General features: G+C 58.9%; 17 protein-coding genes. 8 read left to right on the forward strand and 9 right to left on the reverse strand.

The window, feature by feature from the left end; all coding sequences use genetic code 11:
- Window positions 1-18: 18 nt before the first annotated feature.
- The 3 genes from ACP2AU_RS11280 to ACP2AU_RS11290 are packed head-to-tail and all read right to left on the reverse strand — an operon-like array spanning window position 19 to window position 4,007.
- The gene (locus tag ACP2AU_RS11280; RefSeq protein ID WP_426376281.1) at window positions 19-1,542 is read right to left on the reverse strand and encodes a phospholipase D family protein; all 1,524 of its coding nucleotides are present in this window, start codon (window positions 1,540-1,542) and stop codon (window positions 19-21) included.
- Window positions 1,543-1,579: 37 nt separating this feature from the next.
- Window positions 1,580-2,518: a universal stress protein gene (locus ACP2AU_RS11285; RefSeq protein WP_426376283.1), complete on the reverse strand. Its 939-nt coding sequence runs from the start codon at window positions 2,516-2,518 to the stop codon at window positions 1,580-1,582.
- Window position 2,519: 1 nt separating this feature from the next.
- Entirely contained in the window at window positions 2,520-4,007 is a 1,488-nt protein-coding gene (locus ACP2AU_RS11290; RefSeq protein WP_426376285.1) for a SulP family inorganic anion transporter, read from the reverse strand.
- 316 nt (window positions 4,008-4,323) lie between these two features.
- Here ACP2AU_RS11290 and ACP2AU_RS11295 point away from each other — a divergent pair, with 316 nt between their 5' ends.
- Window positions 4,324-5,604 carry an MgtC/SapB family protein gene (locus tag ACP2AU_RS11295; protein ID WP_426376309.1) on the forward strand — a complete coding sequence of 427 codons (1,281 nt, stop codon included), beginning with the start codon at window positions 4,324-4,326 and terminating at the stop codon, window positions 5,602-5,604.
- A gap of 3 nt (window positions 5,605-5,607) precedes the next feature.
- Here ACP2AU_RS11295 and alkB read toward each other — a convergent pair whose 3' ends face one another.
- Window positions 5,608-6,258 carry a DNA oxidative demethylase AlkB gene (gene alkB / locus ACP2AU_RS11300; RefSeq protein ID WP_426376287.1) on the reverse strand — a complete coding sequence of 217 codons (651 nt, stop codon included), beginning with the start codon at window positions 6,256-6,258 and terminating at the stop codon, window positions 5,608-5,610.
- 86 nt (window positions 6,259-6,344) lie between these two features.
- Between alkB and ACP2AU_RS11305 the strand changes: the two genes are divergently transcribed.
- Together ACP2AU_RS11305 and djlA are read left to right on the forward strand one after the other, a co-directional pair.
- A complete protein-coding gene (locus ACP2AU_RS11305; protein WP_426376289.1) occupies window positions 6,345-9,146 on the forward strand; it encodes an HD domain-containing phosphohydrolase in 2,802 nt (933 codons plus the stop codon).
- 49 nt (window positions 9,147-9,195) lie between these two features.
- Window positions 9,196-9,978 (forward strand): co-chaperone DjlA, encoded by a 783-nt coding sequence (djlA, locus tag ACP2AU_RS11310; RefSeq protein ID WP_426376290.1) that lies wholly within the window; start codon window positions 9,196-9,198, stop codon window positions 9,976-9,978.
- Here djlA and ACP2AU_RS11315 read toward each other — a convergent pair whose 3' ends face one another.
- Complete coding sequence (locus tag ACP2AU_RS11315) at window positions 9,979-10,587, reverse strand: methyltransferase family protein (RefSeq protein ID WP_426376291.1); 609 nt, start codon at window positions 10,585-10,587, stop codon at window positions 9,979-9,981.
- A gap of 185 nt (window positions 10,588-10,772) precedes the next feature.
- Here ACP2AU_RS11315 and ACP2AU_RS11320 point away from each other — a divergent pair, with 185 nt between their 5' ends.
- On the forward strand, window positions 10,773-12,221 hold the full coding sequence (locus ACP2AU_RS11320; RefSeq protein WP_426376293.1) for an amidase: 1,449 nt from the start codon (window positions 10,773-10,775) through the stop codon (window positions 12,219-12,221).
- Here the strand turns inward: ACP2AU_RS11320 and ACP2AU_RS11325 are convergent.
- Together ACP2AU_RS11325 and ACP2AU_RS11330 are read right to left on the reverse strand one after the other, a co-directional pair.
- Window positions 12,200-14,074: a sensor domain-containing diguanylate cyclase gene (locus ACP2AU_RS11325; RefSeq protein ID WP_426376295.1), complete on the reverse strand. Its 1,875-nt coding sequence runs from the start codon at window positions 14,072-14,074 to the stop codon at window positions 12,200-12,202. The genes ACP2AU_RS11320 and ACP2AU_RS11325 overlap by 22 nt on opposite strands.
- A gap of 132 nt (window positions 14,075-14,206) precedes the next feature.
- Window positions 14,207-14,962, reverse strand: a complete 756-nt coding sequence (locus ACP2AU_RS11330) for a pseudouridine synthase (protein ID WP_426376297.1) — start codon at window positions 14,960-14,962, stop codon at window positions 14,207-14,209.
- A gap of 98 nt (window positions 14,963-15,060) precedes the next feature.
- On the opposite strand from ACP2AU_RS11330, the gene ACP2AU_RS11335 reads away from it, so the two are divergent.
- Window positions 15,061-16,686 (forward strand): methyl-accepting chemotaxis protein, encoded by a 1,626-nt coding sequence (locus ACP2AU_RS11335; RefSeq protein WP_426376298.1) that lies wholly within the window; start codon window positions 15,061-15,063, stop codon window positions 16,684-16,686.
- Here the strand turns inward: ACP2AU_RS11335 and ACP2AU_RS11340 are convergent.
- Both ACP2AU_RS11340 and ACP2AU_RS11345 read right to left on the reverse strand, forming a co-directional pair.
- Window positions 16,680-19,769: an efflux RND transporter permease subunit gene (locus tag ACP2AU_RS11340; protein ID WP_426376299.1), complete on the reverse strand. Its 3,090-nt coding sequence runs from the start codon at window positions 19,767-19,769 to the stop codon at window positions 16,680-16,682. The genes ACP2AU_RS11335 and ACP2AU_RS11340 overlap by 7 nt on opposite strands.
- A gap of 5 nt (window positions 19,770-19,774) precedes the next feature.
- The gene (locus tag ACP2AU_RS11345) at window positions 19,775-20,857 is read right to left on the reverse strand and encodes an efflux RND transporter periplasmic adaptor subunit (RefSeq protein ID WP_426376300.1); all 1,083 of its coding nucleotides are present in this window, start codon (window positions 20,855-20,857) and stop codon (window positions 19,775-19,777) included.
- 332 nt (window positions 20,858-21,189) lie between these two features.
- Between ACP2AU_RS11345 and ilvG the strand changes: the two genes are divergently transcribed.
- From ilvG to ilvD, 3 genes are read left to right on the forward strand one after another with little or no spacing between them, the layout of a single operon-like run.
- A complete protein-coding gene (gene ilvG, locus ACP2AU_RS11350; protein ID WP_426376301.1) occupies window positions 21,190-22,887 on the forward strand; it encodes an acetolactate synthase 2 catalytic subunit in 1,698 nt (565 codons plus the stop codon).
- Window positions 22,884-23,162: an ACT domain-containing protein gene (locus tag ACP2AU_RS11355; protein ID WP_426376302.1), complete on the forward strand. Its 279-nt coding sequence runs from the start codon at window positions 22,884-22,886 to the stop codon at window positions 23,160-23,162. Before ilvG ends, ACP2AU_RS11355 begins: the two co-directional genes overlap by 4 nt.
- Before the next feature lie 21 nt (window positions 23,163-23,183).
- Window positions 23,184-24,860 (forward strand): dihydroxy-acid dehydratase, encoded by a 1,677-nt coding sequence (gene ilvD, locus ACP2AU_RS11360; protein ID WP_426376304.1) that lies wholly within the window; start codon window positions 23,184-23,186, stop codon window positions 24,858-24,860.
- Window positions 24,861-24,903: the final 43 nt, after the last annotated feature.

Consider the following 24,903-nt stretch of genomic DNA (forward strand, 5'->3'; position numbering starts at 1 on the left):
TGGCGGCTGCCCCAGCCCTTAAAGATACTTCTCGATCGGCAGCCAGGACAGCATTCGCGACATTGCTCTGCGCCAGAAACCCACCTCGGGCTCGTGGTACAGGTCCTCGCCTTCCGAACGCCAGACCAGTTCATTGCTGTCGTTGAGATCGACCCGCCAGCTGTTCACCGGCTCCATGGCATAGCGGATATCGTCGGCAACCCCTCCGGCAAGCTCGGGGCTGCGTATCACCAGCGCCGTTTCGCCATTGAGATAGATCGAGCGAAGGTTCACATTGAAAGACCCGATAAACAGAGTGTTCCGGTCAAACACCACCGCCTTGGAGTGCAGGCTCACTTCGCCGCCGTCACAGGCCGCCAGGGCCTCGACCCAGCGTTTACACGCAGGCGCATCCGGCCGTAATTCGTGCAACTCCATGCCCTGCGCCAGCATCGCACGGCGCCAACGGGCGTAGCCGGAATGGTTGGTGACCAGGTCATTGGTGGCCAGTGAATTGGTCACCGCCGCCACCTCCAGCTCGCTCTTGCCCAGATCATTGACCGCCTGCAACTGCTCGTCGGTGAGAATCAGATACGCAGATTCGATCAGAATCTCGGAGCGCGCGCGTTCAACCAGTTGGTAAAGCGTCTCGGCTGTTTGCTGAGGGGTATCGGCCGGCGCGTCGGGATTTTCCGGTGGCGGATCGAACACAAGTTCAGCGGAGGCAGACACCGAATCTGCAAACAGCTCCCCCAGATAAGCCCGGGCCGCCGGTTTTTCCGTTGGCAGCGCCGGGGCATCCATTTGGATTCCGGCTGTCTTGATCAGTGCACGCAGTCCGGCCGCGGTTTTTTCCGGTTTCGGGTAAAGACGTTCCAGCGGCAATGACCAGGGGCTTCGCCAATAGGCCTCGAAGTTGCCGGTCATGTCGCCCGCCAGAGGCCCCAGCACCATGACATCGCGATCCCGGAAATTCAGAGACGGATGCAGGCCGAAGTACTCGTCCCCCACATTCCGGCCGCCCGCAATGCCCACAAGCCCGTCCACCACAAAGGTCTTGTTGTGCATCCGCCGGTTGATACGATCAAAATCGGTGAGAAACGAGAGCCATCGGCCAACCCCGTCCCGTGAACGGGACGGATTGAAGATGCGAACGCGGATGTTGGGGTGCGAATCCAGCAGCGCAAACAGAGATTCCTTACCCACGACATTGATATCATCCAGCAAGAGCCGGACCACCACGCCACGGTCCGCTGCCGCCGCCAGCCTGCTGGCCAGGTAGCGGCCACTGCCGTCGTCATTCCAGATATAATACTGGGCATCAATGCGCTGGTTGGCGGTTTCAATAAGGGCTGCCCGGGCCCGCAATGCTTCTTGCCCGGTGTTCAGCAGTTTTACCGCAGGCAGTCCGGCCTCGGCCTGTTGCTGATAATGCGCCTGCAAAAATGCGTCTGGCTTTGCTGTTACGGTAACAACCGGCCCGTGCTCCATGGCCTGGATACCTCCTGCACAGCCGGTGAACAGCCACGACACTAGCAGGGCGCAAAACACCCGGCTAAACATCGGCCCTGTCCCGCTGAGTTTGAGCAATGGCTTGACCCTACCGGAGAATAACCAGGGGTTTATGCGCCGTTTTCAGCATGGTCGTGGTGGTGCTGCCTACCAGGAACTGGCGAATCCGCGAGTGGCCATAGGCTCCCATCACCAGAATGTCGATATCCTGCTCTTCCTGGTAAGAATGCAGGGTGGGCTCAACATCACCCGCCCGAATCGCCAGCGTGATCTCCACGCCCAGCCCCTGCAGCATTTTTTCCGCCTTTTTCAGTTGCTCCCAGCGATCTGCGGTATCGGCACCCACCATCACCAGGTGCAGCGGCATACCGCGAAGTACCGGGCTGGCAGCAATCATTTCAATACCCTTGAAGGCGGTCTCGCTGCCGTCAAAGGCAACCATGGCGCTTTTGGGTTCACGGTATTCATCCGGCACCAGCAGGATCGGACGGTGAACGCTGCGAATCACCGTCTCAAGCTGGCTACCCATATGAACGTCACGGTCGGAGCTGCTCTCGCCGTGCAGCCCCATGACAAACAACCGGGTTTCTTTTTCCAGCGCAATCAGAGCTTCAGACAGGTTGTCGTGGCGCTGGCGCTTGACGGTGTTTCCCACCCCTGCTGTTTTTACCCGGGCCTCGGCTTCGTCCAGCATATGGTGGCCATGTTCCAGGGCCAGCTTGGAACGCTTGCGATCCAGCTCTGCCAGTTCATCGAGCAGATGCTCGCGGCTGCCCAGACCAATGCTGCCCGCCAGATCGGGCTCGGCCGGATAACGTTCTTCATCCAGAACGTGCAGCAGCATCAGCGATGTTTCCATATGCCGGCTTGCCCACGCGGAATAATCACAGACCGCCGGGGCGGCCCGGGAACCATCGATACACGCCACAATTCTAAGCTTGTCTGCCGCCATAACTGCCTCGCCTTGCTGTTGGTTCTGGTTGTTATTATTGCTGCGAATTTCAGAGTTTTCTTTGGTGTGGGTCATATCAGTGCCCCATCAACTGATCAACGGCCTCGGGCTTGTCGTGCACCCCGAAACGGTCAACGATGGTGGCACTGGCCTCGTTCAGGCCAATCACTTCCACATCAGAGCCTTCCCGGCGGAACTTGATCACCGCCTTGTCGAGCGCACCTACGGCGGTGATATCCCAGAAATGCGCCCGGCTCAGGTCTATCACAACATTGTCCACGGCTTCCTTGAAGTCAAAGGATTCCAGGAATTTTTCCGACGAACTGAAGAAAACCTGCCCCACGACGGTGTAGCGACGCGTGTCGGTGGCTTCGTCCAGTTCCGAGGTCACCAGCATGTAGCGCCCCACTTTATTGGCAAAGAACAGGGCCGCCAGCAGCACGCCGGCCAGTACACCGAATGCCAGGTTGTGGGTAGCCACCACCACGATCACGGTCACCAGCATCACGATGTTCGTGGACAAAGGGTGCTCCCTGAGATTGCGGATGGAGTCCCAGCTGAAGGTACCAATCGACACCATGATCATCACCGCCACCAGCGCGGCCATGGGAATCTGCACCAGCCACTTGTCCAGCACCAGTACCAGAATCAGCAGGAAAACTCCCGCCGTCAGCGTGGACAAACGAGTACGACCACCGGATTTCACGTTGATAATCGACTGCCCGATCATGGCACAGCCGGCCATGCCGCCCAGCAGACCGGAGCCAATATTGGCAATGCCCTGGCCTCGGCATTCGCGATTACGATCACTGGTGGTGTCGGTCAGGTCATCCACAATGGTCGCCGTCATCAAGGATTCCAATAAGCCGACAACCGCCAAACCCACAGAATACGGCAGAATAATCATCAGGGTTTCGAGAGTCAGCGGCACATCCGGCCACAGGAATATCGGCAGCGTATCCGGCAACTCGCCCATGTCGCCCACGGTACGGATATCCAGCCCCAGCATCATGGACACGATGGTCAGGCCAACAATGCAGACCAGCGGTGAGGGAATCAGCTTACCTACCGTTGGAATCAGCGGGAACAGGTAAATAATGCCAAGCCCCGCCGCGGTCATGGCGTAGACGTGCCAGGTAACGTTGGTCAGCTCCGGTAACTGGGCCATGAAAATCAGAATGGCCAGGGCATTCACAAACCCCGTCACCACAGAGCGCGATACGAACCGCATCAGCCCTCCCAGCTTCAGATAACCGGCGGCAATCTGGATAACCCCGGTCAACAGCGTCGCCGCCAGCAGGTATTGCAGGCCGTGCTCTTTCACCAGCGTCACCATCAACAGCGCCATGGCACCGGTAGCCGCCGAAATCATCCCTGGCCGGCCGCCAACAAAGGCAATAATGACGGCGATACAGAACGAGGCATAAAGCCCGACCTTCGGGTCGACACCGGCAATAATGGAAAAAGCGATCGCTTCCGGAATCAACGCCAGTGCGACTACGACACCGGCGAGTAAATCGCCGCGGATATTGGAAAACCAGTTTTGCTTGAGCGTGTTCACCATAATCGGGTAAGTCCAGTATATTCAGAGGGATAACGGTTAATTCATACATCCACCGGCAGCCGGGCAAAGAACGAAAAGCTGACGCGCACTACTGACTCAGGCCAGTGAAGAAAAGATAAAACGCCAGAATGGAAGCATCGTCACGGTGTTGGCGAGCTGCGCTTGAGTGGAGCCGGGTTACTGCAAAATCGGGCCGCGAAGCTTACCAGAACGCGCCGCTCAAGGTAAGGCACAGGGCCTGATCAGCCATCCGGGGATGCCGAAGCATCGGGAATTGCCTAGAATGCCTCCCAAATACTCTTTTGGTGACGAACACATGGACGATGTAGCAAGCCAGTTCCTTGCAGCCAACCAGACCACCATCAATCTGGCCGTTGCCTTGTTGCTGGGCGCTATCATCGGCCTGGAGCGGGGTTGGGATGCCCGCGAACAGAAATCCGGCGAACGCATTGCCGGTATCCGCACCTTTTCCCTGGTCGGGTTGCTGGGCGGGATTGCCGCAGTGTTGTCGGCACAGATAACCCCCTGGGCATTCCCGGTTCTGTTACTGAGTGTCGTGGCTATGGGGCTGGTGGCGTACAGCGAGCGTCTGGAACATATCCGCAACTTCAGCATCACCGGTATGGTCGGCATGCTGCTGACGTTCTGTTTCGGGGCGGTGGCCGTGGCGGTCGATCCGGTCATGGCCACCGCGGCAGCCGTGGTCACCGCCCTCATTCTGGACAACAAGCAGGAAATTCACAGCTGGGTGCATAAACTCCAGGCCAGCGAACTGGATGCCGCCCTGAAGCTGCTGCTGATTTCGGTGGTGATGCTGCCTCTTTTGCCAAATGCCGCCATGGGCCCCGGCGGCGTGCTCAATCCGCGGGAAATCTGGTGGATGGTGGTGATGATCGCCTCCATCTCGTTTGTCGGTTACTTTGCCATCCGCGTCGCCGGTGCCCGCAAGGGCATTCTGTTCACCAGCCTGTTTGCCGGCCTGAGCTCATCCACTGCCCTGAGCCTGCACTTTGCCCGGCAATCGGCGAAAAACCCGGATTTCAGCCCACAGTTTGCCGCCGGCATCCTGATTGCCTGTGGCACCATGTTCCCCCGCATCCTGGTTTACTGCCTGGTCATCAACCAGGCCCTCTTGCCCAGCCTTGTGTGGCCCGTGGCCATGATGACCCTCCTGCTTTACGTCCCGGCGCTCATTATCTGGCGCCGGAGTGCCCGGCAACGGCAGGTCAGCCAGCCCAGCATGAACCAGAATCCGCTGGATCTTTCTTCGGCGCTGGTGTTCGGGCTCTTACTGACAGCCATTCTTTTACTGGGGGAATTTCTCAAGAATGCCTTTGGCGATGCCGGCATCTACGCCCTGGCAGCCACCTCCGGCGTCGCAGACGTTGACGCCATCACCCTGTCGCTCACCCGTATGTCCAACGATGGGCTGGGCATGGACGCAGCCGTACTGGGGATTGTCATCGCGGCAGCGGTGAATAATCTGGTGAAATCCGGCATTGCCTGGAGCATCGGCAACCGGACAATCGGCCTGCTGGTGGCTGGCCCGATGGTACTCTCCCTGGTAGCTGGTCTGCTGGTGGCCTGGCTCCAGTAATGGTCAGCCCGCCTTGCGGAACGTAAGATTGTAGCGCGCAGACCCGGTCACGGGATGCTCTCCGGGCTTCAAAGAGAGCACGCCGTGATAGCGCAGTCGCGCAGGGCCGCCCCAGACAATCACGTCACCGTGCTCCAGCAGAATGCGCTCGGGCCGGTCACTGCGCCTGAGCCCACCGAACTGGAACATAACCGGCAGCCCCAGAGAGACCGACACGATCGGCCAGGCAAAATCTTGCTCATCCTTGTCCTGATGCAGCCCCATTTTGGCCCCCGGTTGATAGCGGTTAACCAGACAAGCATCCGGCTCGAAACCGGGAAATCCCGCAGTGTCTGCTGCGGTGCTCGCCAGTTCGGAAAAACGCTCCGGCATCGCCGGCCAGGCAGACCGGGTAATGGGGTCCTGGTGCTGGTAACGATAGCCTCCCTTATCGGTAACCCAACCCAGCGGCCCACAACAGGTCATGGCCACCGACATCTTGTGGCCACCCGGCGTTCTCATCTGGCGAAAAGGGCTCTGCCGCGCCACGCGGTCAATATCGCTCATCAGTTCTTGCTGCCAGGGCAAGGCATAACGCCGCAGCACAACCACGCCGTCATCGAAGGTCTCGATTGCGGCGTCGTCCATCAAATCGGAAAACAGATCTGCCGTCATAAGCCACCCGCTATGGTTCTGTGAAAATAACGCTTGTGGAACGTCTACACTGATAAGGCCCTTCACCGATTGCCGGATCTTTTTGCATGGAAAAGACCACACGAAAAACCCGGGTATCCCTGGCCTTCCTGATCGCCTCAGCCATTACCCTGGGAATGCTGGTTCTGGCCATCGTATTGGTGGCACAGAGTTACCGGGGTATGGAGCAAGCCAAAGTGACTGCCGCCGCAGCCACCGCCAGACAACTGGCCCTGAGTGTCGACGACCGCATCAACGCCGTCACCCGACCGCCCGCGACTGCGCTGGCCCTGCTGCGCTACGATCCCCTGACGCAGCATTCTGCACTGGCACAGCGGCTGCAGCGCTTGCCCGTTATTGCCGACGTACTCGACAGCAGTGACATCGTCAGCGCAGTGTACGTGGGTTATGACAACGGCGATTTCTTCCTGTTCAGAAAAATCCACCCTTCGGGATCGCAGCAGTTTCCGGACGCTCCGACCAACAGTCGCTATCTGCTCCAGAGCCTGGAACATCGTCATAATCAGAGACAGGGCGTCTGGCGCTTTTATACGAGCGACCTTGAGCTGATCGAACACCGATCTCTGCCGAGTTACGACTACGACCCCCGGGACCGACCATGGTATCGCACCGCGCGGACCGGCGAGCAACTGCAACTCTCCTCCCCCTATGTGTTTTTCACGACCCAGGAGACCGGCCTGACCCTGTCACAAAGGGCTGCAGGCGCGCCTGGAACAGTCATCGGCATTGATGTCACAGTATCCGACCTGGGAGCGCAGCTGGCGCAACTCAAGCAAACCGAGGGCAGCCGGCTGGCGATTGTCAGTGGCGGCGGCGAACTGCTCGCAGACGCCGATGGCAATAAGGCAACAGGCCCGGTTATCCGCCGGACTCTGGGCGGCGGCTCGTCCCGGGACGTCCGTCGTTTTGAGCAGCAAGATCGGGATTGGTACGGTATCGTCGAACCCCTGAAAACCCTACCCGACGAGTCGCTTTCCATTGTGGTTGCCATTCCCTCTGACGAACTTCTCGCGGATGTCTGGGCGGCGTTAGCGCATCAAACCGTCATCGCCGGAGGGTTCGCGATGGTGTTGTTAATACTGGGCTGGTTACTGGGCCGGCAGGTCGGCAAACCGCTTGAGCAGCTGACAGACCGGGTCAGCCATTTGTCGAAGTTCCGGTTCGACACCGCCATTCGATCGGAATCCCATATTCGGGAGGCGTCCGAGCTCAGCATTGCCCTGGACGATATGGCCCGCACCATCCGCAGCTTCCAGAGTATCGCCACGGTGCTCAATCGGGGCCAGGATCTGCACCAGCTGCTGCGGGATATCCTTGACCAGATAATCACTATTGTCAGCCAGAAGCGCGGCGCCATCTATTTGTATACCAGTCAGGAACAGCAACTGGACCTGGCCGTCAATCGCGACCTGGCGCTACCAGCCAGTCTGAGCGCCGTAGATCCGGAGGCGGGCGACAACGCAATCATCCGTCAGTTGAAGGCCCATATCCGCGGCCAGCCTGTGTTCGCCATCCTCCGTAATCGCCAGAAAAAACTCATTGGCGCCCTGATTATCGAGATGGAGGTGGGTGAGCACAGCCATCTCAATGACGACTTGATTGTCTTTGTCGATGAAATCGCCGGCTCGGCAGCTGTGGCTATTGAAACCCGGGAACTGATTGAAAGCCAACAGGCCCTGCTCGACGGCATCATTCGCCTGGTCGCCGGTGCGATAGACGCAAAATCGCCCTATACCGGTGGTCACTGTGAGCGAGTACCCAAGCTGGCCCAGATGCTCACAGACGAGGCTGAACAGGCTTCAGAGGGTCTATTTGCCGACTTCCGCATGAGCGAAGACGAACGTTACGAATTCCATCTTGCGGCCTGGTTACACGACTGCGGGAAAATCACCAGCCCGGAATATGTCGTCGACAAGGCGGTCAAACTGGAGACCATTTACAACCGGATCCATGAAATACGCGCCCGCTTCGAAATACTGCATCGAGACGCTGACATTCAGTATTGGCAGGCCTGCTGCAACGGTGAAGACCGGAACAAGGCTGAACAACAGAGGAACGAGGCTCAGGAGCAACTGCAGGCAGACTTCCGTTTCCTGGCGGGAGCCAACCTGGGCAGTGAGAAAATGTCTGATGAGGATGTTCAGCGGATAATCCGCGTTGGCGCACAAACCTGGCAGCGTCACTTCAGTGACCGAATGGGATTATCCGACGACGAAGAGCAGGCTCTGGCCGGTATCCCGGAGGCCCCATTACCGGCCACCGAGCCTCTGCTCGCCGATAAGCCGTGGCACCTGCGCTTCTGGGATGGCCGGGTGCCTCCGGTACAATGGGATGACCCTCGCAACGTCTGGGGCTTTGATATGACACTGCCGGAGCACGCCTACAATCGCGGGGAGCTGCATAACCTCACCGTGCAATACGGCACTCTGACCGAAGAGGAACGCTTCCGCATCAATGAACACATCGTACAGACCGTCTGTATGCTGAACGCCCTGCCCCTGCCTGATCGTCTGGCCAGGGTGCCACGTTTGGCCGGGACCCACCACGAGCGCATGGATGGTAAAGGCTATCCGTTCGGCTTACGGGGAAAAGACATGAGCATTCCCGAAAAAATCATGGCCGTTGCAGATATCTTCGAGGCCCTGACCGCCGTCGACAGACCTTACAAGAAAGGCAAAACCTTATCTGAATCACTGCACATTATGGACGGCATGGCCCGGCGGGGACACATTGACCGGGACGTATTCCAGCTCTTCGTGGAGTCCGGCACCTATCGACGCTATGGCGATCAACACCTGAACGCCGAACAGATAGACACCGTGGATGAAAGCCTGTTCATGAAGCCCTGACCAAAAACACGTATATTCTCATGACTGTTTACTCAACAAAGGATACAGAATGCTGTTTGCAATCATTGTTGGCGGTCTGATCGGTTACGCCTTCGGTCGTTTCCCGGGCTTTCTGGTAGGCGCGGCAATTGGTGCCTTCCTTTTCCAGCGTCTGAAAAACCGGTTGCTGGGCAGGATCCAGGGCCTGCAGATGGGCTTCATCGAATCGGTATTTGCCGTGATGGGTGCCCTCTGCAAGGCCGACGGCGTGGTATCTCGCGACGAAATCCAGTTGGCAGAGACGATGTTTGTCCGGTTCCGCCTGAACGAATCCCAGAAGGCCATGGCCAAAGAGGCATTCAACCGGGGCAAAAGTTCCGACTTCGATCTGGACGCCGAACTCCAACGCTTCATGCAGGCCTCTGGCCGCCAGCCGGTGTTGCTGCAAATGTTTCTGCAGGTGCAGGTATCTGCCGTGGCGGCAGACGGCCAGGTGCATCCGGCCGAGCACGAAATGCTGGTGCGCATAGCCCGAGGCCTGGGCTTGCCCGAAAGCCAGGTTGATCAGCTCGAGGCCATGCTGCGTGGTGCCCACGCTGGCCAGGCCGGTGGCACCCCTAACTATTCCGGCAGCCAGCAGATTGAAGATGCCTACAAAGTGTTGGGGGTCTCGTCTTCCGCCTCTGATGCGGAAATCAAGCGCGCCTATCGCAAACTGATGAGCGAGAATCACCCGGATAAACTCGCAGGCCGGGGCCTGCCGGAGAGTATGCGCGAGATGGCTGAGGAAAAGACGCGGGAAATCAGCCACGCTTACGATGTGATCAAGGAAGCACGAAAGAACGCCTCCTGATCAAAGCCAGCGGGGCACTCTTGCGCAATAGTCCTCGTACACGGAGCCAAACCGCCGCGCCAGGGCCTTTTCCTCTTCCCTGGCCTGGCGCGCAATCACCAGCACTCCGGTGACCAGACAAACCAGTGAGAACACGCTGGGCAAGGCCAGAAAGAACCCCAACTGCCCTATAATCACGCCTGTAAACAGCGGATTACGGCTTCGGCTGAATGGCCCGGTTGTGATCAGGCGCCCGCTGCCATTCGTTTCGTCAATGCCCGAGCGCCAGTCTTCATGCATATAGGCCTGCAGGTAATTCACCGCCGTGTAGGAAACCAGCAGCAGCAAAACGCCCGTCAACAGGAGCGGCCACTGATACAGAACCGGACAGACTCCAAGCCAGGGATCGAGATCCACCCCTATTCTGGCGAGGCAAACCAGAAGAATGGCCGCACGAAACAGATTAAAGGTGTGACGGTGCCACCAGGGGGCCGTGCCCGCCCGGCCGTAATTGATGTGCGAAAAGCCTAACCGGGAGTATAGGCCAAGGGCGCGGGCGGCAAATTGCAGACCAATCATCAGGAAAAAAACGCCAAGAAAGGCGCGGATAGCAGGCTCGATAAAATCCATCTGTCATTCTGATTCAATAGGTTAACAGCCAGCTTACTGCGCTTGATGGCGCATTAAAAGTGATACGAATCAAACCAGCACCACCGCTTTTGCTCACACTTTGTCGTTTTCTACCTGAAATGACATATCGTCACGTTTATCGCTGGGTTATGTTGATGGGCTCTGTAACAAGCCCGGGAGGTACCATGACGACGCCAGCCAGTACTCAGTTCCATTGCTTTCGCGACGACGCGATGGCCAACGGTGACGCCACCGCCATCGCGGCACGAATCCGGGCTGGCGAGGTCTCGGCCGGAGAAGTGACCAAAGCCGCTATTGAGCGCGCCCATCTGGCTGAGCCTGTCATTCGGGCCGTCGTCACCGAGCGGTACCAGGCGGCGCTGGCCCAAAGCCGCCAAACCGGCGTTTTCTCCGGACCTTTTGCGGGCGTCCCCACCTTTATGAAAGACAATACCGATGTGGAGGGGCTACCCACCGGGCACGGTTCCCGGGCCGTGCCTCAGAAAGTGGCAAAACGCACCAGCCCGTTTGCCGCGCAGATGCTCACCCAGGGATACAACTGTCTTGGCAAATCGGCGCTACCGGAATTCGGCTTTAACGCCACCACAGAGCCAGCCTCCGGTGAACCCACCCGCAATCCGTGGAACCTGAACTACTCGTCCGGTGCCTCGTCCGGTGGCGCCGCAGCCCTAGTAGCTGCCGGAGTGGTTCCCATTGCTCATGCCAATGATGGCGGGGGCTCCATCCGAATACCGGCTGCCTGTTGCGGCCTGGTGGGGCTGAAACCTACCCGGGGCCGCCTGGTCGACAACGATGCCGCCCGGGACCTGCCGGTAAACATCATTGCAGACGGGGTGGTAACCCGCACAGTGCGCGATACCGCTGGCTTTCTGGCCCATGCCGAATCCTGGTACCACAATCACAAGCTGCCGGCTGTTGGCGATGTTCACGGTCATTCAGGCCGGCAACTTCGCATCGGCCTGGTGCTGGACTCCATCAACGGCCATGCAACTGATCCGGAAACCCGTCAAACGGTGGAGCGCACAGCCCGGCATCTGGAAAAGCTGGGGCACATCATCGAACCCATGAATGTTCCCGTCGCCAGCTCTTTCCCGGAGGACTTCGCACTGTATTGGGCCATGCTTGCCTTCGGAGTGAAGGCCCGAGGCAAAAAATTGTTTCACCCGGAGTTCGACAAACGGCAGGTGGATGGATTGACCAATGGCCTGGACCGGCTGTTCCGAAAGCAGTTCTGGCGCTTGCCGGCCGCCATCTGGCGACTGAAACGGTCCTGGCGCGACTACCAGCAGCAAATGCGTGATTACGATGCCGTGCTCACACCCGTGCTGGGCCAGACCACGCCACCACTTGGGCACCTTCACCCCGAAGTACCGTTTGATACGCTGTTCGAGCGCCTTAATCGCTACGCAAACTTTACTCCCCTGGCCAATGCCACCGGGGCGCCTGCCATCTCCTTGCCAATGGGCCAGACCCACCAGCAGCTCCCGGTTTCGGTACAGTTCATGGGCCACCACGGCGACGAGCGAACGCTATTGGAAATCGCCTATCTGCTGGAGGCACATCACCCCTGGCCACAGCTGTATCAGTCAGCTCAAACGAGGCAAAGCACCTGATTCCGGTCAGAGGCGGAGCTTGCGACTACCCGGTTTCGACCTTCGGCCTTGGCCTGGTACAACGCCTCATCGGCGCAGGCGAACAGTTCCTTGGTCATATCCGGCCGATCCGGAGCACAACTGTATACACCAATGCTGACGGTTAAATGAAGCATTTGATCCGACACCCGGAAGGCCGTGTTCTGGATATCCTGGCGGATTCGCTCTGCAACACGGAGTGCGCCGTCCTCCGGAGTGTCGGGTAACACCACCACAAACTCCTCCCCTCCGTAGCGAGCGGCCAGGTCCTGCGGCCGGGTCACGTGACGCTTGATGCCGTCCGCGACCATTTTCAGACAATCGTCGCCCACCAGGTGGCCATAGGTATCGTTGAACGTCTTGAAATGATCTATGTCCACGACAAGCAACGACAGGGTTTCCTCAAACCGGTAAGCATGGACGACATCCGACTGGAACGTTATGTCGAAATGCCCACGATTTTTCAGACCGGTCAGCGGATCGGTGGCATTAAGTTCAAGCAGTTGTTCGTTCAGCGTTTCGAGATCCCGGGTACGCTCCTGTACTCGCTGCTCCAGCAAGGCATTGGCCTCCTGCTGAACACGCAACGATTTTTCCTGCGCCAGGCGCGCTTTCCGCTCTTCAAGCAGGAGCTTTTGCTGGGCGGCAAATGATTTCTTTTTCTCACGGTTCAATCGATCAGCCAGCGCCAGTGAGAGCAAAATCACCCCGAGCGCCGACCCTACCTGGGTCGCATTTTCGGTCCACAGGTTCCGGGGCAGCACCGTGAACTTGCTCAACGCCAGAACAATCCCTCCTGCCAGCATGAAAATCCAGGCCACCGTATAAAAACGGGCAGCTGGATCATGCTTGATCCAGCGCACAATGCTGAGCATCAGCATGGTCGAGCACCCGGTACATGCTACCAGAATGGTGGGCAGAATCATCAAACGATAAGGAACGAACAGGCCGCTGGCTGCCAGCAGGCCTGCGGTCATAATCATCGCCCAGGTCCAGCGGTTGAGCCACGGGTGGTTTTTTCGGGTCACACTGATGAACCGGATACTGAATGCACCACCGAACAAGACCACCAGGTTCAGAAAAACAATGATGGACTGGTCGTTCCACCAGGTAGCCTCCGGCCACAAATACTGGAAAGCCACGCCGTGCAAGGAAGCAAGGAACAGCGGCATGGCCGCTATATAACCCACATAGTAGAGAAAGCTGCGCTCACCCACCGCCATGAACACAAAAATATTATAGAGAATCATCACCAGAACGATGCCGTAGTAAACGCCTTCAAAGAGACTTCGGGCTTGCTCGGCAGCATAAAAAGCATCCTGATCCCACAGCGTCATCGGCACCTGCATCGAGCTGGTGGTATCAACCCGAAGGTAGAGGGTCGTGGTCGAATCAGGAGGTAGAGACAAGGGAATAATGAAATTGCGATGATGGATCGGTCGGTCATAGAAGGGGCGCTTGTCTCCCATCCGGAGGGACTCCACCACCGCCCCGCGATCTACCCGATATACCTCAATGAAATCCAGTACCGGATAACTGATTTCCAGAAAATTGTCTGCACGGGCATCCAGGGTATTGGCCAGCTTCACCCTGAACCAGTAAACCTCATCGCCATAGCCCAGGCTGACACTGTCACTGTCGTTTCGGGTCCAGGCCTGCTCCGGCAAATGGCGAACCCGATCAATCGAAGGCGAACCTGCTTCAGGCCAGTAATCCACCGAACGGGAGAGTTCCAGCCGTTTGGAGAACTGGCTCCACTCCACTGCTTCTGCGGCGCAAAGCGAGGGAAATATCAGACAAGCCGTCAGTACAAAGAAGACAAAGAGCCTTGGCATAGCGTTCTCTGGCGTCATGCGCCCTTGTTATTGGTTATAAGCTTCTGAACGAGTATGCACCACGGGGTTCAAATCTTCTGCCTGAGGTACGATTTGTCGCAAATTGACATAAAAAGCTACATAAGTAGGGGCTTACGGTTGCGATCTGCAATTATTGACGCTGTAAAGAATAGAGGATTGAAAAATCTCTAAAACCTGCTCGAAACTGTGTTCCGGAGGCGCGTGCAGATGCAGGATGTCGCCGGTAACCGGATGTCGCAAACACAGTTCCGTGGCTGCTAACATCAGCCTTCCCTGCCCGAACCGCTCGGCGAAGTAACGATTGTGCCGGCCCCGGCCGTGGTTGGCATCGCCAATGATCGGATGGTTGATGTGTTTCATATGGCGACGCAGCTGGTGCTTGCGGCCCGTTTCCGGCCTCAGCTCCATCAGGCTGTAACGGCTGGTGGGATAACGCTCAATCGCCACGGGCAGTTCGGTGGTGGCCAACCGACGATAGCGGGTCAGCGCGTCACGAACCGGCTGCTCCTGTTCCTTGAGGCGCCGGTCGTCGGGCTCTTCCCGGAGCGGATGGTCAATCACCCCCTGCTCCGGAGCCCAGCCCCTCACTACTGCCAGATAGGTCTTGGCCACACCGCCAGCCATCATGGCCAACCCAAGCAAGCGTGCGGTTTCCTGATCGCGGGCAAACAACAGTACACCCGATGTAGGACGATCCAGCCGATGCACCGGGTACACATGCCTGCCGCCGTTCAGAGCCCGGGCATACTGCAGGGCAAATTCGGTCTCGTGCTTGTCGATGGGGCTGCGGTGAACCAGCAGGCCAGCGGGCTTATGGACGGCCAGAACCCAGTCATCGCAATAAATTTCTGTGAGGGGGTTCAGCATGAACAATTATGGCCGTTAATATCAGTGCGGAAAGCCAACCGGCTTCCAAAGAACCAGTATCTTAACCCCACCCCCCGGATTAAGACAGGACCCCAAACGTGAACTGGTACTCCAAAAGCATTCTAAACCGGATTCTCACCATCGTTGTCGTATCCAACCTGGTCATCGCTATCGTCGCCAGCATCTACTTTGACCGATCGCTCGAGACCCAGAACGAATACGACCGCCTGATAAGCACTCAAATGGTTCAGGCATTACAAGCTCAGGACATTCTCAGCGACTTCAAAACCCAGGTTCAGGAGTGGAAAAACGTACTCATCCGCGGCGCCGATTCCGGGCAGCGTGAAAAATACTGGCAGCGCTTTCAGGGGGTGGAAGCAGACATTCAGAATCAGCTGGCTACTCTCATCCCCAAGCTGCAAGATCCGAAGGCTAAAACGTTGATGACGCGGTTCCAGACAGCGCACCAGCGCATGGGTGAGGCTTATCACAAGGGATTCCAGGACTTTGTCGCGGCCGGCTACGACCATACCGCAGGGGACAAAGCGGTCTCGGGGATCGATCGCGAGCCCGCCAAACTGATTGAGACAGCGTCCGCCAGAATCCGCGATAATGCGGTGGCCCAGTCCACCCAACTCCGTGATAATGCCGCCAGCACAACCTGGCTGATGGGCGGCTTGCTGCTGGCCGCCATTCTCATAGGCACCCTGGCCTGCCTGGGCGTACTGGTCTACTCCGTGATTCGACCAGCACAGGAATTGATCAGCAAACTCGATCGCATCGGCCGGGGTGACCTGACCGACCCGGTCACACTCGAACGCCCGGATGAGCTGGGTAAATTGGCCGATACGGCCCGTGCTCTGCACCGCTTTCTGCATGAAACCGGCGATATGATGAAACACAATGCCGAGCAGCTGGCCGATACCGGCGCCATGATACGCACCAACGCCGATGCGGTTTCCGCACAATCCGACAAGGCTCACCAGCGTATCGACCAGATCGCAACCGCCATGAACGAGATGTCGGCCACAGCACAGGATGTCGCTCAACACGCGGCTTCGGTGGCCGGCCAGGTTGATGAGACCACCAGTCAGACCCGGCAGGCCGATGAACAGATCAATGCTGCAGTCAGCAGTATGAACCGCCTGACAGATCAAATCAGAAGCTCGGCGGCGACCGTGGCGGAACTGGCTAAAAGCGGCCAGCGCGTTGGTGATGTGATGCGGGTCATTCGAGAAATTGCCGATCAGACCAATTTGCTGGCGCTCAATGCGGCCATTGAAGCAGCCAGGGCCGGAGAGGCCGGGCGCGGCTTCGCTGTGGTAGCCGACGAAGTCCGTAACCTGGCCGCCAAAACCCAGGAAGCCACGGTCGAGATCGATGAGATTATCGCCAGCATTCAGGGTGGATCAAGGGACGCAACAGACTATATGCAGGCTTCGGAAGTTGTCGCACGGGAGAGCAGCGAATCTGTCGATGCGGTGAGCAAAACGCTGGAAGACATTACCCAGCGTATGGTCAGCGTAAACGACGCTACCACTCAGGTTGCCACGGCCGCAGAGGAACAAACCAGCGTGAGCGAAGACATCAATCGCAATGTCACCGAAGTTGCCGAGATTTCGGAAGCCATGTACCGTGCGGCCGAGGAGAATATGCGCACGGTTCCGGAGCTCGACGCCATGGCCCAAAAAGCGAAAGAGCTGTCAGAACGCATCCGCTACTGACGCCGCCTTACAACGCGCCCGGCCAGCCCTCTAAGCTGCTGGCCGGTGCGCTCACCGAGTACCAGCAGGGCGGGCGTCAGCAGCAGGGTCAGCAAGGTCGCAAATGCCAGCCCACCCGCAATGGCGCTGGATAACTGCGTCCACCATTGGGTGGACGGCGCCCCCAGCCCCAGAGACGGCTCCAGCAGATTCACATTCACACCCAGTACCATGGGAGTCAGGCCAAGAATGGTGGTTACGGCGGTCAGCAGCACCGGCCGGAAACGCAGGCAACCGGTTTCCAGCGCCGCTTCGTAGGCTGCCTTACCTTCCCGTTTCATCTGGTTAAACGTATCAATCAGAATGATGTTGTTGTTCACCACAATACCCGCCAGGGCAATAATGCCCATGCCCACCATGACTATGCCGAACGGCTGACCGGAGAATAGCAACCCCATCAATACGCCCGCGGTGGACAGCACAATGGCGGAAAGAATCAACAGGGTCTGATACAGGGAATTGAACTGGGTTACCAGAATCAACAGCATCAGCCCCACTGCCACCAGAAACGCCGTGGTCAGGAAATTCGCGGCCTGGGTCTGGTCTTCATTTTCACCGGCAAAGCGCACACTTGTGCCTTCCGGCGGCTCGGGCATTTCGGCCTGCAGAGTTCGTAGCAACTCGTCCATCCGCTGGCCGGGAGCGACATCCGATTTGATGGTAATGGTGCGCTGGCCGTCGACCCGGACAATCGAGCCAACTTTGTCACCCGGTTCCAGGTTCACGAATTCCGACAGCGGCACCTGCCCGCGCGGCGTATTCAGCGTCTGGCGCTGCAGGTGATCCAGCTCCCGCCAGTTGCCCGGCACCCGCACCGCGATATCCACCTCATCCCGGACATCTTCCGGCCGATAGGTGGCCAGTACAAGGCCATTGGTCACCAGGCGCACCGCACTGCCGATGCTCAGTACGTCGGTACCAAACCGCGCCGCCGCCTCACGGTCAACATTCAGCTGCCATTCAATACCGGGCAGGCTCCGGTCGTCTTCAATATCGACAAAACCACCGAGCTCGCGCATACGCGCCTCAAGGGTGTCGACGTAAGTGTTCAACTGCGCGCTGTCCATACTGCTGACCAGTAGCTCCACCGGTTTGCCTTCGGCCGGACCACCCTCCTGCTTGCGAAATTCCAGTTCAATACCCGCAATATGGGCCGTGCGCTCCCGGAATTCCTCCAGAATTTCGGTCGCGGTACGACGGGTATACCAATCCGTGAACTGAAACTGCAGAACACCGATCACATCCGGCGCCATCTGGCTGCCAGTTGTCACCATGGAGCGTGCATACAGGGCTTTCACCTCGGGCATATTCTGCAGCCGTGATTCCACCTCCCGCACGATGCTGTCCCGCTCCCACACCGACAGGTCACCACGGGCACGTACCTGCACCTGGGCCGAATCCGGCTCCACACTCGGGAAAAACTCGACCCCGTAATTAAACCGCCCGTAGGCCGCATAAATCACCAGAATCAGCACCAGCGTGCCCAGCAAAGTCAGGCCCGGGCGCCGTAACAGTACTCCCAGAACCTGGCGATAGCCCCGCATGAAACGCCCTTCCTGCACCTCTTCATGGTGCCGTCGGCCACCGCTGACGCCCCCCAGAACCGGCAGGAACACCAGCGCCATGGCCAGCGAGGCAATCAGGCAGATCAGCACGGTCATCGGCAGGTACTGCATGAATTCGCCGACCACACCCGGCCAGAACAACAACGGCACAAAGACCGCAAGCGTCGTGGCGGTGGAGGCAATCACCGGCCAGGCCATGCGCGAGGCGGCTTCCACCCAGGCTGTTTTCACCGGCTGGCCATCAGACAGGTTCCGGTCTGCCAGCTCCGAAACCACAATGGCACCATCTACCAGCATTCCTGCCACCAGAATCAGGCTGAACAGCACCACGATGTTCAGGGTCAGCCCCATGCTCCAGATCACCAGAATGCCAGTCAGAAACGCGCCCGGGATGGTCAGCCCCACCAGCAGCGCAGAGCGGGGCCCCATGGCGGCGATCACCACGATAATCACCAGTACAATAGCCGTCAGCACGTTATTGAGCAGGTCTGAAAGAATGTCCCGCACTTCCTCGGACTGGTCCATGATGAAGCGGATATCGAGGGTCCCGGGCAACCGGGGCCGTGCCTCGTCGATCAGGGCCCGGATCTGTTCGATGGTTTTAATGATGTTGGCACCGGAGCGTTTGGAGACCTCCAGCACCAGAGCCGGCTCGCCGTTGATGCGGGCAAACCCGGTCGGGTCTTTAAAGGTCCGCTGCAACATCGCCACATCACCAAACGTGACCACGGTATCGCCGTCCACCTTGACCGGCATCGACATCACATCTTCTACGGTTTCAATCACACCCGGTACTTTAAGAGCCATTCGGCCATTACCGGTATCGAGAGAACCGGCCGCCACCAGCTGATTGTTACGGGTAACCAGAGCGGCCAACTGGTCGAAATCGATGCCATAACTCTCGAGCACCTGGGGGTCCACCACCACCTCCAGCAGATCCTCCCGATCACCGCCGATATCCACTTCCAGCACTTCCGGGATGGCTTCAATGGCGTCCTGCAGGCGCCGGGCAATGGTGATCAACTCTCGCTCCGACAGAGGGCCGGACAGGCCCACCGAGAGCACCGGGAACAACGAGACGTTGATCTCGTTTACCCGTGGTTCGTCCGCTTCCTGGGGCAGCTTGCTGCGGGCGGTATCCACTTTTTCCCGGACATCCTGCAAGGCCTTGTCCGGATCAAAGCCGGCATCGAATTCCAGCATCACCGAGGCGTGGCCCTCCGAGGCCGTTCCCCGCATTTCCTTGATCCCCTCCAGAGACCGTAGCTCCTGTTCCATCGGCCGCACCAGCAGGCGCTCGGCATCCTCGGGGCTGACGCCTTCAAGCGTCATCGAGATGTAGATCACCGGAATAGTGACATCCGGATTGGATTCCTTGGGGATCACCTGGTAAGCCGCCATGCCGCCCAACAAAAGAAACAGGAACAGCAACAAGGTGGTGCGGCTGCGGTCCATGGCGGCCGCGATCAGGGCTCTCATAGTGTTCAGCCCCGCTGGTCCGATGTGTCCACGGGCCGAACCTGCTCACCCGGTGTTACGAACCCGGCGCCCCGGGTAATCAGGCGGATTTCTGATGGCAAACCGGCAACCCAGGCGCCGTCCGTCGAGACGCTGAGTAACTGAACCGGTTCGAAGACCACCCGATCATCAACGCCAACAAACTTCACTCCCGGTCGACCGTCGCCATCCAGGCCCAGATACGCCGGCGAGATAAAGGTGGCAGATTGTTCCGGCAGCCGAATGCTCAGGCTCGCCGAGCCGCCGGCGGCCCGTTTCAGGTCAGGATTTTCAACAATCGCTTCCACCGCAAAACTGCGGGTATCCGGGTCGGCGGCACTGGCCACAAAACTGACCACGCCGGCCAGCCGGGAACCGTCCAACAGCTGAATACCCACTGCCTGCCCCGGCTGAACCCGGGCTGCCGACTGCTGCGGAATCCGCCCGGTGGCTTTCAGCCGGTTAACCTGAACCAGCTCAAACAACGGCGACCCCACCTGAACCAGGCTGCCTTCATCCACCTCCCGGCGATTCACCACGGCATCAAAAGGTGCCGTCGGCCTCAGGTGCTCAAGCGCCAGCTCGGCGCCAGCCAGCTCAGCCCGGGCCGCCGCCAGCTCGCTCTGCAAGCCAAGAATTTCGGTCTCAGCGGCGAGATTACTGGCACGCAGCTTACGGGCCGCAGCAAGATCCGCCTCCAGCTTGCGAATGCTGGCCCGCCACCGCCTTACCACCGCATCCCGGCCATCCGTAGACAAGGTTGCCAACACCGTGCCGGCTTTTACCTGCTGCCCCAGTTGAACCGTCAGTTGCTCCACAGTGCCTGCCACACGGGCGCTCACCTGCACCGATTGCCAGGGCTCCAATTGCCCCTGCAACTTCAGGGCAGGCTGATAAAGCTCGGCGCGGACCGGTGTGACCTCTACACGGGTCAGGGTTTTCTGTTCCTGGGCTGGTGCGTCCGGAGCCTCCGTGCTGGCAATTTTGACCTGGCCCGTCATCATCCAGATAACCAACACCACAACGACCAGAAGAGATAATCCGAGTGAGCTCCATTTTGCTCTTGTCATGTACAACTCACCGTAAACAGATGCGGTTTTGGGAAATACGAATGCAAGCCTGATTGAATTTCCGAAAATAAGCGCTTGCATCCGGCTGAAAACGTAGGTTAGATTCTACACACATTGTTTGATTCTATTCAGAGCAGATTGTCGATTTCATGAACCTCAACGCAGTCGTCGTCCTTGTAAAGCTAGTCCTGGTGGTCGTGGTACCGTCCGGGGGCTTTTGCGTGGACAAGCGGGTGAGATAGCGACAACCTGACAAAGACACCAGAAACCCCCGGCACCGAAAGGTCCCGGGGGTTTCTTTTTTTACGGCAAAGGAAAAGGGAAAAACGACCATGAACGGCTCACAGCACATTCTTGCAGCGTTCCACCGCCATAACATCAACACCGTGTTCGGTTATCCGGGCGGTTGCATCATGCCGCTGTACGACGCACTGGTGGACGATGTGGGCGTGGAGCATGTGCTGTGCCGCCATGAACAGGCCTGCGCACTGGCCGCCGAGGGCTATGCCCGGGCCAGCGGCAAGCTGGGCGTTTGTATTGCCACCTCCGGCCCCGGCGCCACCAACCTGATCACCGGCGTTGCCAACGCCTACATGGACTCCATCCCCTTGCTGGTGATCACCGGCCAGGTGCCTTCCGGGCTGATCGGCACCGATGCTTTCCAGGAAACCGATATCCTGGGCATGACCCTCGGCATCGTGAAACACAGCTACCTGATCGACGATGCGGACAGCCTGCCGGAGATTCTTGAAGACGCCATTGCCATGGCCCAGAGCGGTCGGCCCGGCCCGGTATGGATCGATATTCCCAAAGATATGTTGTTGGCCGACGTCCACACTGAAGCGCCAGCACCCATCGAGCCTGCCCCGCCTGAGTGCCCGGACATCCATCAGGCGCTGGCCATGTTGCGTGAAGCAAAGCGCCCGCTGCTGTATAGCGGTGGTGGGGTGTCCCTGGCGAAGGCCGAAGACAGCTTCCGGGCCTTTGCCCAGACCTCCGGCCTGCCCGGCGTAGTAACGCTGAAAGGCATCGGCAATGCCGGGCGCCATAACCCGAACGATCTGGGTATGCTCGGTATGCATGGCTCCCGTGCGGCAAACCGGGCGGTCGACGAGTGTGATCTGCTGCTCGTAGTGGGTGCGCGCATGGACGACCGTGCCACCGGCAAGCTGGACGGTTTTGCCCCGAACGCCCGCACCATCCACATCGACGCGGACGCCGCCGAGTTCAACAAACTGCGCCCCGCCGATATCGCCTTGCGGGGCGATCTGAACGCGATTCTGACCGCCTTCACCGACGCACTGACCAACCAGGGCCTGGCCATTGGCGACTGGCAGAAACAATGCCGCACCTGGCACACCACCGGGGGCTTTCGCGCTGCCGACAACGAAGAGCCGTTGGCGCCCATTACCGGCCCGGCGTTTGTGCGCCAGCTCTCCGGCATTGCCGGAGACGATGCAACCATCGCCTGTGATGTCGGCCAGCATCAGATGTGGATTGCCCAGTACTACCAATTCGCGCACCCGCGCCAGCATTTAACCAGCGGCGGCCTGGGCACCATGGGCTTCGGTTTGCCCGCCGCCATCGGTGCCCAGTTCACCGACCGCAGCCGCACGGTCATTAACGTCACCGGCGATGGCTCGTTCATGATGAACGCCCAGGAACTGGCCACCATCCGGCGTTACAAGCTGCCGCTGAAGCTGATTATTCTCGACAATCAATGCCTGGGTATGGTGCGCCAGCAGCAGGAGTTGTTCTACAACAACCGGGAAAGCCACATCAATCTGGATGACAACCCGGACTTCGTGGCCATGGCCCGGGCCTTCGACATTCCAGCCCTGCACATTGAGCGCACCGACCAGATTCGCCGGGGTATCGAGACCATCCTGGCCTACAACGGCCCCATGCTGTTGCACGTGGCCATCAGCCGGGAAGAGAACGTCTGGCCCATCGTCAAAGCTGGTGCCAGCAACAAGGACATGATCGACGAACCCCGTAAAACCAGTAGCCGCAAGGAGCAGGTAGCATGAACCCCAGCAGCGAGATTACCAGCCAGAGTTACACCCTGAACTGCCGTATGAGCCAGGAAGCCGCCGCCCTGGAGCGCCTGTGCCGGGTGGTGCGGGTCCGGGGCTTCCGGATTTCGAAAATGGCCATGGAAAGCGTCGGCGACAGCCTCGACATCTTGCTGACACTGGAGGGTTCACGACCAGTTGCTATGCTCCAATCTCAGCTGGAAAAACTCCACACTGTTGCCGGAGTTGAACTGGTTTCCGATACCATGTCACGGTCACGCACGGCTTGAAACGAGGAAGAGGGATAACAGATGACAACCGATAAACGACGCCAGCACTCGGCACCGGTGGTAGACGGTATCAACAAGTCCGCCAGCCGGGCCATGCTGCGGGCAGTCGGGTTTACCGACGAAGATTTCCGCAAGCCCCAGATAGGCATTGCCTCCACCTGGAGCAACCTCACACCCTGTAATATGCACATCGATGGGCTGGCCCGGGAAGCCGCCAAAGGTGCCGACGGCGCCGGGGGCAAAAGCCTGATTTTTAACACCATTACCATTTCCGACGGCATCGCCAACGGTACCGAAGGCATGAAGTACTCTCTGGTGTCGCGCGAGGTGATCGCCGATTCCATCGAGACCGTAGCCGGCTGCGAGGGTTTCGACGGGCTGGTGGCCATAGGCGGCTGCGACAAGAACATGCCCGGTTGCATGATGGGCCTGGCCCGGCTGAACCGGCCCTCGGTGTTCGTTTACGGCGGCACCATCATGCCCGGCGATAACCACACCGACATCATCTCGGTATTCGAAGCCGTGGGCGCCCACGCCCGGGGCAACATGGAGCTGATCGAAGTGAAGCAGATCGAGGAAACGGCCATTCCCGGGCCGGGCTCGTGCGGCGGTATGTACACCGCCAACACCATGGCCTCCGCCATCGAGGCCATGGGTATGAGCCTGCCGGGCAGCTCGGCGCAGAATGCGGTGTCCGACAGCAAACTGGCGGATTGCGAGGCGGCCGGCGCGGCGGTACTGAAATTATTGGAGGCCGACATCAAACCCTCCGACATCATGACCCGGAAAGCCTTCGAGAACGCCATCACCGTGGTGATTGCGCTGGGTGGCTCCACCAACGCCGTGCTTCACCTACTTGGCATGGCCAGTACCGTGGGCGTGGAGCTGTCGCTGGACGATTTCGTACGCATCGGTAAACAGGTTCCGGTGCTGGCCGATCTGCGCCCCTCCGGCCACTACATGATGTCGGAACTGGTGGCCATTGGCGGCATACAGCCGTTGATGAAGATGCTGCTCGACCGGGGGCTGCTGTATGGTGACTGCCTGACTGTCACCGGTAAGACCCTGGCAGAGAACCTCGATACCGTGGTGCCTTACCCCGAAGACCAACAAATCATTCACGCCTTCGACAACCCTATCAAGGCCGACAGCCATTTGAGGATTCTCTATGGCAACCTGGCGCCGGAAGGCTCGGTGGCCAAGATTACGGGCAAGGAAGGCACCCATTTCTCCGGCCGCGCCCGGGTGTTTCACTCTGAAGAGGAAGCCCAGGAGCGCATTCTGGACGGCACTGTGGTGGCCGGCGACGTGCTGGTGATTCGTTACGAAGGCCCCAGGGGCGGGCCGGGGATGCGGGAGATGCTCAGCCCCACGTCGGCGATCATGGGCAAAGGTCTGGGCAGCGATGTGGCGCTGATTACCGATGGCCGCTTTTCGGGCGGCAGCCACGGGTTTGTGGTTGGGCATATCACGCCAGAGGCCGCCGTGGGCGGGCCAATTGCGCTGGTAGAGGATGGCGACACCATCACCATTGATGCGGTGAGCAACTCGATTGTGCTGGAGATCTCAGGCGAGGAAATGGAGAAACGGCGCACCGCCTGGACGCCACCGGAGCCAAGGTTTACCCGGGGTGTGCTGGCCAAATATGCCCGGGTGGTGAGTTCTGCGTCTACGGGGGCCGTTACCGACCTACCATAAATTCGTTAAGAGAATACCCAAAAGGCTTATCGGCGCGGGGTGG

The sequence above is a fragment of the Marinobacter sp. VGCF2001 genome (assembly GCF_049943275.1).
Lineage (GTDB): Bacteria > Pseudomonadota > Gammaproteobacteria > Pseudomonadales > Oleiphilaceae > Marinobacter.

Coding starts and splice junctions, on each gene's coding strand:
- ACP2AU_RS11280 (WP_426376281.1), bottom strand. CDS start 1,542: ATGTTTAGCCGGGTGTTTTGCGCCCTGCTAGTGTCGTGGCTGTTCACC.
- ACP2AU_RS11285 (WP_426376283.1), bottom strand. CDS start 2,518: ATGACCCACACCAAAGAAAACTCTGAAATTCGCAGCAATAATAACAAC.
- ACP2AU_RS11290 (WP_426376285.1), bottom strand. CDS start 4,007: ATGGTGAACACGCTCAAGCAAAACTGGTTTTCCAATATCCGCGGCGAT.
- ACP2AU_RS11295 (WP_426376309.1), top strand. CDS start 4,324: ATGGACGATGTAGCAAGCCAGTTCCTTGCAGCCAACCAGACCACCATC.
- alkB (WP_426376287.1), bottom strand. CDS start 6,258: ATGACGGCAGATCTGTTTTCCGATTTGATGGACGACGCCGCAATCGAG.
- ACP2AU_RS11305 (WP_426376289.1), top strand. CDS start 6,345: ATGGAAAAGACCACACGAAAAACCCGGGTATCCCTGGCCTTCCTGATC.
- djlA (WP_426376290.1), top strand. CDS start 9,196: ATGCTGTTTGCAATCATTGTTGGCGGTCTGATCGGTTACGCCTTCGGT.
- ACP2AU_RS11315 (WP_426376291.1), bottom strand. CDS start 10,587: ATGGATTTTATCGAGCCTGCTATCCGCGCCTTTCTTGGCGTTTTTTTC.
- ACP2AU_RS11320 (WP_426376293.1), top strand. CDS start 10,773: ATGACGACGCCAGCCAGTACTCAGTTCCATTGCTTTCGCGACGACGCG.
- ACP2AU_RS11325 (WP_426376295.1), bottom strand. CDS start 14,074: ATGCCAAGGCTCTTTGTCTTCTTTGTACTGACGGCTTGTCTGATATTT.
- ACP2AU_RS11330 (WP_426376297.1), bottom strand. CDS start 14,962: ATGCTGAACCCCCTCACAGAAATTTATTGCGATGACTGGGTTCTGGCC.
- ACP2AU_RS11340 (WP_426376299.1), bottom strand. CDS start 19,769: ATGAGAGCCCTGATCGCGGCCGCCATGGACCGCAGCCGCACCACCTTG.
- ACP2AU_RS11345 (WP_426376300.1), bottom strand. CDS start 20,857: ATGACAAGAGCAAAATGGAGCTCACTCGGATTATCTCTTCTGGTCGTT.
- ilvG (WP_426376301.1), top strand. CDS start 21,190: ATGAACGGCTCACAGCACATTCTTGCAGCGTTCCACCGCCATAACATC.
- ACP2AU_RS11355 (WP_426376302.1), top strand. CDS start 22,884: ATGAACCCCAGCAGCGAGATTACCAGCCAGAGTTACACCCTGAACTGC.
- ilvD (WP_426376304.1), top strand. CDS start 23,184: ATGACAACCGATAAACGACGCCAGCACTCGGCACCGGTGGTAGACGGT.